This window comes from Arthrobacter sp. Y3223164 (assembly GCF_059091005.1).
Genome location: NZ_JBNHGF010000089.1, coordinates 1 through 9,221 on the forward strand (window position 1 = coordinate 1; position 9,221 = coordinate 9,221).

Annotated in this window: 8 protein-coding genes; 7 read left to right on the forward strand and 1 reads right to left on the reverse strand. The window is 67.6% G+C overall.

Features of this window, described 5'->3' with window-relative positions:
- From AC5RUJ_RS06910 to AC5RUJ_RS06935, 6 genes are all read left to right on the forward strand, one after another.
- Positions 1–1,347 (forward strand): alkaline phosphatase D family protein (locus AC5RUJ_RS06910; RefSeq protein WP_494155704.1); only part of this gene is annotated, 1,347 nt, incomplete at its 5' end.
- A gap of 93 nt (positions 1,348–1,440) precedes the next feature.
- Positions 1,441–3,255 carry a glutaminase A gene (glsA, locus tag AC5RUJ_RS06915; RefSeq protein WP_494128571.1) on the forward strand — a complete coding sequence of 605 codons (1,815 nt, stop codon included), beginning with the start codon at positions 1,441–1,443 and terminating at the stop codon, positions 3,253–3,255.
- Between the two features lie 161 nt (positions 3,256–3,416).
- Positions 3,417–4,061 carry an ABC transporter permease gene (locus AC5RUJ_RS06920; RefSeq protein WP_494014493.1) on the forward strand — a complete coding sequence of 215 codons (645 nt, stop codon included), beginning with the start codon at positions 3,417–3,419 and terminating at the stop codon, positions 4,059–4,061.
- Positions 4,058–5,275, forward strand: coding sequence for an ABC transporter ATP-binding protein (locus tag AC5RUJ_RS06925; protein ID WP_494001596.1), 1,218 nt, complete (start codon positions 4,058–4,060; stop codon positions 5,273–5,275). The genes AC5RUJ_RS06920 and AC5RUJ_RS06925 overlap by 4 nt, the downstream gene beginning before the upstream one ends.
- Positions 5,268–6,074: an ABC transporter permease gene (locus AC5RUJ_RS06930; protein WP_494076681.1), complete on the forward strand. Its 807-nt coding sequence runs from the start codon at positions 5,268–5,270 to the stop codon at positions 6,072–6,074. Before AC5RUJ_RS06925 ends, AC5RUJ_RS06930 begins: the two co-directional genes overlap by 8 nt.
- A gap of 29 nt (positions 6,075–6,103) precedes the next feature.
- The gene (locus tag AC5RUJ_RS06935) at positions 6,104–7,042 is read left to right on the forward strand and encodes a glycine betaine ABC transporter substrate-binding protein (RefSeq protein ID WP_494155705.1); all 939 of its coding nucleotides are present in this window, start codon (positions 6,104–6,106) and stop codon (positions 7,040–7,042) included.
- A gap of 123 nt (positions 7,043–7,165) precedes the next feature.
- Here the strand turns inward: AC5RUJ_RS06935 and asnB are convergent, their stop codons facing one another.
- Positions 7,166–8,686 carry an asparagine synthase (glutamine-hydrolyzing) gene (gene asnB / locus AC5RUJ_RS06940; protein WP_494128572.1) on the reverse strand — a complete coding sequence of 507 codons (1,521 nt, stop codon included), beginning with the start codon at positions 8,684–8,686 and terminating at the stop codon, positions 7,166–7,168.
- A gap of 214 nt (positions 8,687–8,900) precedes the next feature.
- Here asnB and AC5RUJ_RS06945 point away from each other — a divergent pair.
- Positions 8,901–9,221: ATP-binding cassette domain-containing protein (locus tag AC5RUJ_RS06945; RefSeq protein ID WP_494155706.1), on the forward strand; the 321-nt coding region annotated here is incomplete at its 3' end.

Below are 9,221 nucleotides of genomic sequence, written 5' to 3' on the forward strand. Positions count from 1 at the left end.
GCCCGGCCCGGGGACAAGGCCGGCACCGCGGACAGGACCGGGACCGGGGACGCGACCGGCGGGGCACTCGACGGGACCGGGACGGACTCCGTCTGGCCGGACCTGCTGCTCTTCCTCGGCGACCAGGTCTACGCGGACTCGACGACCGAGGCGATGCAGGAGTTCATCCGCGCCCGCCGCGATATCAAGGAACCGCCCGGCGAAGAGCTGAAGGACTACGCGGAATACGCCCACCTGTACATGCTCGCGTGGTCGGACGGCGCCAACCGATGGCTGCTGTCCACGCTGCCCAGTGCGATGATCTTCGACGACCACGACATCCGCGACGACTGGAACGCCTCGCTGAGCTGGCGGCGGAAGATGGCCAAGAAGCCCTGGTGGCATGGCCGCATTGTCGCCGGCCTCGCGTCCTACTGGGTCTACCAGCATCTGGGCAACCTGTCCCCGGAGCAGCGTGCCGAGGACGAACTGTGGCAGCAGGTGGTGAACCATCCGGGCGACGGCGAACCGGACCTCAGCGACGCGCTGGAAGCTTTCGCGGAACGGGCGGACCGGCAGCCGGACACTTACCGCTGGAGCTTCACCCGCGACATCGGCGGTTCACGGCTGGTCGTGCTCGACTCGCGCGCTGCCCGTGACTTGCAGCCGGACCGGCGGACGCTGCTGGACGAGGAAGAAATGGCCTGGCTGGACAGCCAGCTCCAGGGCGGCTTCAAGCACCTGCTGATCGGGACCTCGCTGCCGTTCCTGCTCCCCAAGGGCCTGCACCACATCGAGTCCTGGAACGAGGCCCTCAGCGAAGGGGCGTGGGGCAAGCTGCCGGCGGCCGCCGGTGAACTGCTGCGGCAAGCCGTGGACCTGGAGCACTGGGCAGCCTTCCAGCGCACCTTCCACGAGGTGGCGGCCATGGTGCAGGAGGTGGCCGACGGCGGGCGCGGACCGGCGCCGGAGACCGTCACCTTCCTCTCGGGCGACGTGCACTTCTCCTATGTGACGGAGGTGGTGCGAGATTCGGGCAGCCGGATCGTCCAGGCCGTCTGCTCGCCCGTCCGCAACCCGCTGCCCCGCTTCCTGCGCTATTTCACCGCCGCCATGTCCTATGGCATCGCCGCTCCGGTGGGCGCGCTCGTAGCCCGTGGCGCGAAGGTTCCCGATCCGCCGTTCACGTGGAAGAGCCACATGCGGCCATGGTTCGACAACAACCTGGCCAGCCTGGAGGACTCCCCCGACGGCCTGAAGATTTGGTGGGAAAAGGGCGTGGTGCATGACGGCGACGATCTGCACCCGGGCCTGGAAGAGGTCGCCTCCCTGACCATCGCGCCGCAGGGCATTCGGATTACGCGATAGTCCGATGGCGCGGTAGTCCGATGGCGCGATGAGGGCGTAGGCCAGCCCGGGCGGCTGTCCGGGGCGCGTCGTCCGCCCACTTACGCTGGTGATATGGAATCGCCGATCGACAGCTACTTGCGCACCCTGCACGCCGAGATCTCCGAACTCCGCGACGGGACGCCGTATCTGGTTGGTCCTGCCTCGGCGGTAGTCAATCCGGACGACTTCGGGATCTGCCTGGCTACCGTGGACGGCTACGTCTACGAGGTGGGCACCACCCGCAAGGAATTCACGCTGCAGTCGATCTCGAAGCCGTTCAGCTACGCGCTCGCGCTGGCCGAGCTTGGCTTCGACGCGGTGGACGAGAAGGTGGACGTAGAGCCCTCCGGGGACCCGTTCAACGAGATCTCCCTCGCCGCCGGCACCGGGCGGCCGGCCAACGCGATGATCAACGCGGGCGCGCTGGCGGTCACCGGGATGATCAAGGGCTCCGGCGGCAGGTCCGCGATCAAGCGGATCCTGAACACGTATTCCGAATTCGCCGGCCGGAAACTGAAGAGCAGCCCGCGGGTGTTCGAAGCCGAGCTGCGCAACAGCGACCGCAACCATGCACTGGCCTACCTGCTGAGCTCATTTGGCATCATCGAGGACAACCCCACCACCGCGTTGGAGAACTACCTGCGGCAGTGCTCGGTGCAGGTGACCTGCCGGGACCTGTCCATCATGGCCGCGACCTTGGCCAACGGCGGCACCAACCCCGTCACCGGCAACCACGTCATGGACATCGGGCCGGTGGAACGGGTGCTGTCGGTCATGATGACCTCGGGCATGTACGACGACGCCGGAGACTGGGTCACCAACGTGGGGATGCCGGCGAAGTCCGGGGTGGGAGGGGGCACCCTGGCGGTGCTTCCCGGCCAGGTCGGGCTCGCGGTGTTCTCCCCGCCGCTGGACGACCACGGCGGGTCGGTCCGCGGGATCGCCGTAAGCCGGCGGCTGTCCGAGGACATGGAGATGCATTTCGTCCGCTCCGCGCGTGCCGGGCGTTCCGCGATCCGCGCCAGCTACGACATCACCGTCGTTCCTTCCGGCATCCGCCGCACGGACGAGTCGGCCGAGGTGCTGCGGGAGAACGGCTATCGCGCGCAACTGATCGAGCTCAACGGCGACCTGCTGTTTGCCGGTACGGAATCGATGGTCCGGGAAATCAGCTCGCTCCCCGACGACGTAGAGCTGGTGGTCCTAGACCTGCGCCGCGTCGACGAAGTGGGCGGCGTGGCCCTGCGCATGTTCGCCCGCCTGGAGGAGATTCTGGCCGCGGACAACCGTGAACTGCTGCTGATCGATCCGGAGGACAGGCTCGCCGACGTCTTCATCGACACCGGGCGGCACGTGCCGGTCTTCGACACCCGCACCGGGGCCGTCGAGTTCTCCGAGAACCGCCTCATTGCCCGCTACGGAGATCCGCTGGGCGTGCCCACGTCGGTGCCGGTGGAGCAGTCGCTGGCCCTAGGCACCCTGCACGCGGACGAAATTGTCGCCCTGGTGGAACGCATGGAGCCCGCGAAGTACGAGGACGGCGAGATCGTCCGGCGGGTCGGCCAACGGTTTGGCGGGGTGTACTTCATTGTCTCCGGCCGGATCAGCACCATCGCCGCCGACTCCGAGGGACGGCGGGTCAAGCTGAGCACGCTCAGCGCCGGCATGACGTTCGGCGAACTGGCACTGGGCAGCGAAGACCGGCAGGAGACCACCGAGAAGGCGGACGGCCCGGTGGAACTCATGGTGCTCTCCGCGGAGGCGATCGAGGAACTGGAGGAGCAGGACCCGAAACTGGCGATGCGCCTGTGGAAGGCGCTCACCCGCGACGCTTACACACGCGTGGACCAGTTCCTGCGCGAAGCCGCCGTCCGGATCCGCGACTGACCGTCCGCGGCGGCCCGCTGCCGGCGGCCCAATGGGCATCCACCAGCGGGGATCAACTATAGTTACGGGCAGTCGTACCACCTGCCACATCGGCAACAGAAACCACACTAGCCTCGGTCTCTCCGTGTCTTGTTCCCGGCAGAGGTTACAGAAAGGAACGTGTGAACTTTTTCGAGTTTCTCGCGAAACGGGCCGACGACATGCTGGAAATGGGCATCGAGCATGCCATCCTCGTGGGCGTTGCGGTCATGCTCGCCACCGTGATCGGGGTCGGCCTGGGCATCGCGACTTATCGGCACGAACGGCCGCGCGAAACAGTCCTCGCGGTCACCGGTGCTTTCCTGACCGTCCCCTCCTTCGCGTTGTTCATCCTCCTCATCGGCCCCCTGGGCCTGGGCGCGCTGCCCGTCGTCGTCGCCCTCACCATGTATGGCCTGCTGCCCATCGTCCGCAACACCATCACCGGCCTGCGCGAAGTGGATCCTGCCATCGTGGAATCGGCCAAGGGCATGGGCATGAGCCGAACCCAGCGGCTGCTGAGGATCGAACTGCCGCTGGCGTGGCCGGTGATCATCACCGGCATCCGCGTCACCACCCTGGTCCTGCTGGGCATCGCTGCCATCGGCGCGATCGTACTGGGCCCCGGCTACGGAGAGCTGATCTTCACCGGCCTCGCCCGGGTGGGCACGCCGGTGGCTGTCAACATGGTCCTGGCCGGAACCCTCGGCGTGATTGTCCTCGCCATCCTGTTCGATCTGCTCTTCCACACCGTCCGCAAGCTGACTACCTCCAAAGGAATCCGATGACCGCTTCCGACCATCAGACCCCCCAGCCCAGGCCGGTCAAGATCCGCTTACAGAACCTGTCCAAGAGGTTTCCCGGACAGAAGGACAACGCGGTCGACGACCTGACCCTGGACATCCACGAGGGCGAGATCGTGGTGCTGGTCGGCCCGTCGGGATGCGGCAAGACCACCACCATGAAGATGATCAATCGGATCATCGAGCCCACCTCCGGCCGGATCATCCTGGACGGAGAGGACGTCACCACCACCGACCCGGACCAGCTCCGCCGCCGCATTGGCTACGTCATTCAGCAGGTCGGCCTGTTCCCGCACATGACCATCGGCGAAAACGTGGCCACCGTGCCCAAGCTGTTGGGCTGGGACGCCAAACGGATTTCCGCTCGGGTGGACGAATTGCTGGACATGGTCAACATGCCGCCGTCGACGTACCGCAACCGCTACCCCAAGGAGCTCTCCGGCGGGCAGCGGCAACGGGTAGGGGTGGCACGCGCTCTGGGTGCAGACCCGGAAGTGATGCTGATGGACGAACCGTTCGGGGCGATAGACCCGATCACCCGGGACCGGCTGCAGAACGAATTCCTGCGCCTGCAGTCGGAGGTGCGCAAGACCATCGTGTTCGTCACCCATGACATCGATGAAGCAATCAAGATGGGCGACCGGATCGCCATCCTGCAGGACCGCTCCCGGATTGCCCAGTACGACACCCCGGAGCAGATCCTGACCGCCCCTGCCAATGATTTCGTCTCCGACTTCATCGGCAACGGCGCCTCCCTGAAGCGGCTGAACCTCAGCCGCGTGGCCGACATCGAGCTGACCCAGTGGCCGACCGTCCGGCTGGACACCCCGGCCGAGGACGCGCTGGAGCAGTTGCGGCGCAGCGACCGCTCCGCGCTCCTGGTGCTCGACCACGCCGGGCGGCCCCGCCGCTGGGTGGGTGCGGACGACCTGCACCGGGCAGGCACACGCGCGCTGGACGAGGTGGGGCTGCCGCCGGAAGCCATGGTGGAACCCCGCGCAACCCTGTCCGATGCCCTCAACGAGCTCATCACCGCCCGGTACAGCGTGACCATCGTGGTGGACTCGCACGGTGTCTACCAGGGCGTGGTGGATATCGAACAGATCAACGAGGCCATCCGCGCCATGCGGGACACGGCGGTCACTCGAGCCCGGGCCGGTCTGGGCGAGGTGGCCGAAGCCGTACAGGCGGGTGGCTGACGTGGCCGCTGCCGCACCACAGCACACGGTGCACGACCAAGACGTTGCGGTCCAGCCACCGGCCAGGACGCGGCGCAGGACCCTGACCGGTTACCTGCTGGTACCGGCCATCCTGGCGCTGGCCTGCCTGGCGCTGTACCTGTATGTCGGCTCGCAGGAACTGGACAGCATCGAGGCGCGCGCCCTGGCCCCGGCCAACCTGGCCGCCGCCCTGGGCCGGCACCTGCAGCTGACCGCGGTCTCGACGCTGCTGACCCTGGTCATCGCGGTGCCGTTGGGCATCCTGTTCACGCGCCCGGCCATGCGTCGGGTCCGCCCCTACCTGATCACCCTGCTGACCCTGGGACAGGCGGTTCCGACCATCGCCGTGTTGGTCCTGCTGGCCGTGGCTTTCCTGTTCCTGGGTTTCCAGGCAGCCATCGTGGGCTTGGTGCTCTACGCCATCATCCCGGTGCTGCTCAACACCATGGTAGGCCTGGAGCAGGTTGACGAATCCGTGCTGGAAGCCGGGCGGGGCATGGGCATCTCCAAGTTCGGCGTCCTGCGCCGGCTCGAACTGCCCCTCGCGGTGCCGATCATGCTGGCCGGCGTTCGCACCGCGCTGGTCATCAACGTGGGAACGGCCACCCTGGTGACCTACATCAACGCGGGCGGACTCGGGGACATCATCGTGGCCGGGCTGTCCACCAACCGCGTCCTGGTGCAGATTGTCGGCGCCGCGCTCACGGCGGTGCTGGCACTGCTGATCGACTACCTGGCGAGCATTGCCGAAGACTTCCTGCGCCCGAAAGGGCTCTAGGCCATCCCCTGCATGACGAAAGAGGAATGATGAAAGCGAATAGTTCACGGAAGACGGCGTTCGCCGCGTTTGGCGCCGGAGTGGCCCTGCTGCTGACGGCCTGCGGCGGCGGCGACGCCGCCGAGGCGACGGGCGACGGCGAACTCGCGGGCGCGCACTTCACGGCGGGCTCCAAGGAATTCACCGAATCGATCCTGCTGGCCCAGATCGCGGCGGTCGCGCTCGAGGATGCCGGTGCCACCGTCGAGGACAAGACGGGCATCTCCGGCAGCGCCACCGTACGCGAGGCCCTGGAGTCGAGCCAGGTGGACTTCTACTGGGACTACACCGGAACCGGCTGGGTCAATGTCCTCGGCCACACCACCGAGGACGTGCCGGAAGATCTCTACGCAGCCGTCGCGAAGGAAGACGCGGAGAACGGCGTCGCCTGGCTGGAACCGGCGCCGTTCGAGAACACCTACCGGATCGCCGCCAAGAAGGAGTTCGCGGAGGCCGAAGGCATCACCAACATGACCGAAGCCGCTGCGTTCATCCAGAAGAACCCGGACCAGGGTGCCGTCTGCGCCGCCAGCGAGTTCATCAACCGCGACGACGGCCTCCCGGGCTTGGAGAAGGCGTACGGTTTTGAATTCAGCAAGGTAGTGGAGCTGGACCTGAACCTCATCTACACACAGGTCGGCGGATCCTGCCAGTTCGGCGAAGTCTTCTCCACCGATGCCCGGGTCATCTCCAACGAACTGACCGTGTTGGAGGACGACAAGGAATTCTTCGTCCCGTACCAGGGCTCCATGACCCTGCGCCAGGAAACCCTGGACGAGTACCCGGCCATTGCGGAGATCATGGCACCGATCAGCGCCGCACTGACCAATGAAGTTATCACCGAGCTCAATGGCCGGGTGGATAACGACGGCGAGGATCCCCGCGACGTCGCCGAGGAGTGGCTGCAGGAGCAGGGCCTGGTGGGTTAGCCACCGGACCTTGCCTCCGCACAACGGCCAGCGGCCGCCGGTCACCACGACCGGCGGCCGCTGGCTGTAGCAGGCCTTACCGAATCCGCCGCAGTCCCGGGTTTCCCCGAATCGCTCGGCGTATCAGGCCTCCGCGAAACGTCCCACCGTCTTCTGCGCATCGATTCCCGGCAGGGCGGCGGCGAATATGCGGTAGTAAGCGAGTTCCTCGCGGGTCCGCACCGGCGGATCCAGAACGCCTGCCTCCTGCTCGAGCTCGGCTTCGCTGACCGAGGCTTCGAAGTGTTCGCGGAGCACGTCGTTCATGCCGGTGCCCTCGCCGAACTGCTCCTTCGGCCGCCAGAGCACCTCGTGCGGAACCATCCCGTTGAAGGCCTTGCGCAACAGCCATTTGGCGGGCCGCTCCGGTCCCGTCAACTTCCACGCCGGCGGCAACGCCAAGGCCAGTTCCACCATGTCCAGGTCCAGGAAGGGCAACCGCGGCTCGATCCCGTGCGCACCGGCCACCCGGTCCACCCGCTGCAGTCCCCCGATGGGCATGCCTTCGATGGTCTCCAGCAGGTCTTCGTGCAGCGCCTCGCCGGAGTCATGGCGGCCGTAGTGCGAGTAGCCGGCGAACAGCTCGTCGGCTCCCTCGCCCACCAGCACAATCTTCACGTGTTCGGCGGCCAGCCGGGACACCAGGAAATTCGGCACCGCGCTGTGCACCAGCGTCGGGTCAAAGGACTCAAGTTCCGCGATCACCTGCGGTACCAGCGCGATCGCATCCTCGGCGGTGTAGACCAACTCGTGGTGCTCGGTCCCCGCGGCGGCCGCCATCACCCGGGCGGCGAGCAGGTCGGCGCTTCCCTCCAGCCCGACGGCGAACGTCTTCAAAACCTTCCCGCGCTCGGCGGCCTTGCGGGCCGCCACGGCCGTGACGATGCTGGAGTCCACCCCGCCGGACAACAGGACGCCCACCGGCACGTCGGCCTCCAGGCTGCGCTCCACCGCCCGGACCAGGGTGTCGCGCAGGGCATCGAAGACCCACTGCGGCGGATCCTCGTCCGGCCGCCGGCTCTTGAGCAGCACCGGGGCGCCGGCCGGGAAGACGGGCCCTGCCATCAGGCCGTCCTCCGGTGTCCAGGCATGGCCCGGCGGAAACGGCTCCACGAAAGGCCGCCACTCGTCGTCGAACGCCTTCATTTCGGAGGCAAACAGCACGGTTTCTTCGCGCCGCGCCCAGTACAACGGGGACAATCCGAGCAGGTCCCTGGCCGCGACGAAGCGCCCGTCATCGCCGGCGATCACCAAGGCGAACGGACCCCAGAGCTTGTCGAAGGCGGCCACGCCGAGCTCCTCGTACAGCCGCAGCGCGGCCTCCAGATCGGACCGGGTCCGGAAACCCTCCTGCCCGAGCCGGTCGCGGATCCGGCGGTAGTTGTAGATCTCGCCGTCGCCCACCAGCCACGCGTCGCCGTCGCGGCCGGCCAGGGGTTGCTGCCCGTTCTCCGGATCGACGATGGCCAGCTGCCGGCTGCCGAGCCAGGACGTGCCCACCCGGCGCGACGCCGATCCGTCCGGTCCACGGTGTGCCAACCGGTCCAGCATCCGTTCGCCCGCTGTCGCATCGAACTCCCCGTGGGCAGCCACTATCCCTGACATCTGCATCCCGCCTTCGCGCTTGTTCAACAAATCCGGCGCCGCATGCGGCCGGGCTCTGTCCGCCCCAGGCGCTGCGACGCGACTTCTCCAGCATAGCCAGCCGGCCCCCATGCCCTTCCGCCGGTCGCGGGCCAGGCCGAAAGGCTCGACGGTTCCATGGTCATGGAGCCGGCGCGGTCCGGACCACTCGCCGCCGCTCTCTAGACTGGTAGGCATGACTGCAACGCTGGTGGCCAAGGACCTCTCGGGCGGCCACGGCCACCGCACCCTGTTCTCCAACCTGAACCTGACCGTCGCGCCGGGCGACGTCGTCGGGGTGGTCGGCGCCAACGGTGCCGGCAAGACCACGCTGCTGCGGATCCTGGCGGGCGCGGACGCACCGCTGGCGGGGTCCGTGAGCACGGCGCCCTCGGACGCCTTTGTCGGCTGGCTGCCGCAGGAACACGAGCGGATTCCCGGCGAGACCATCGCCGCCTACCTTGACCGCCGCACGGGTGCCGCGGCCGCCACCGCCGCCATGGAAGCCGCGGCCGAG